The 503-nt window shown below is 27.4% G+C and carries 1 protein-coding gene; it reads left to right on the forward strand.

The window, feature by feature from the left end; translation table 11 throughout:
• Positions 1–462, forward strand: a 462-nt coding sequence (locus ACW2QF_RS18195; RefSeq protein ID WP_455717435.1) for a hypothetical protein, incomplete at its 5' end; no start/stop codon positions are given.
• Between the last annotated feature and the right edge of the window lie 41 nt (positions 463–503).

Genomic DNA, 503 nt, shown 5'->3' on the forward strand with positions numbered 1-503 from the left:
GAATATATAAAAATCAATATATTCTCTAGTTATTTAAATATACTATTTGATTTATCACAAGTAGATTGGATTAAATGTGAAAGATATGCATGTAACTCATTGGTTAAAATTGTTTGCGATATATGGAACAAAGGTGATATAAAGGTATCTGAGATTTCAAAAGATTTAAAAATTAATACACATACTGTTATTAATTATTTAAAACGAGGAGCCAGTTTAGAACTGTGTAATTATAATCCTAAAGAAGAACTGAAGAAACATGCCAATAGAATGTGTAAAAAGGTCTATTGTTGTGAGTTGAACAAAGTTTTCACATCGGCAAGAGCTGTCGAAAAAGAATTCGGAATACATAATAGTAATATATCCGCTTGCTGCTTAAGAAAAAATGGTTGCAAAACAGCTGGTGGTTATCATTGGATATTTTATGATGATTATTTAGCATCTAATTTGAAGGATATATAGCAATACAAGCAATACACAATTTATAATAATTAAAACAAAAG

The organism is Anaerosporobacter sp., from assembly GCF_965301125.1.